Origin of the sequence: Pseudomonas sp. SB113 (genome assembly GCF_040754745.1) — a bacterium.
In the GTDB taxonomy this organism is placed as follows: domain Bacteria; phylum Pseudomonadota; class Gammaproteobacteria; order Pseudomonadales; family Pseudomonadaceae; genus Aquipseudomonas; species Aquipseudomonas grimontii.
The window spans coordinates 1-379 of record NZ_JBFMHW010000259.1; the positions used below are offsets into that span (position 1 = coordinate 1).

Annotated in this window: 1 pseudogene; it reads left to right on the plus strand. The window is 53.6% G+C overall.

The features are described 5' to 3' along the window. A pseudogene (locus tag AB1462_RS32465) lies at nt 1-379 on the plus strand (GMC family oxidoreductase); the annotation flags it as partial.

Here is a 379-nt window from a genome sequence, read left to right on the forward strand (position 1 = left end):
CTTCTTCAAGGATGAAGAGTTCAATCCGTTCATCGGTACTGGTGCGAATGGCATGTGCATCGACGACTTTGGTATCAACCAGATCGACTTTGGCCGTGAAGGTTTTATCGGCGGCGCTTATTGGCGTTCTGGCCAATCGAACGGTCAGCCGATCCGCAGCATGATCTTGCCCTCGGGAACGCCGGGCTGGGGATCTGGTTGGAAGAAGGCGATCGCGGAATGGTACGGCCATTCAATGTCCATCGGAACCCACGGTTCTGTCATGGCCTATAAAACCAATCACCTCGATCTCGACCCCACCTATAAGGACCGGCATGGTCGTCCGCTCATGCGCATGACCTTCAACTGGAATCCGAATGATATTCGGATGACCCAGTTT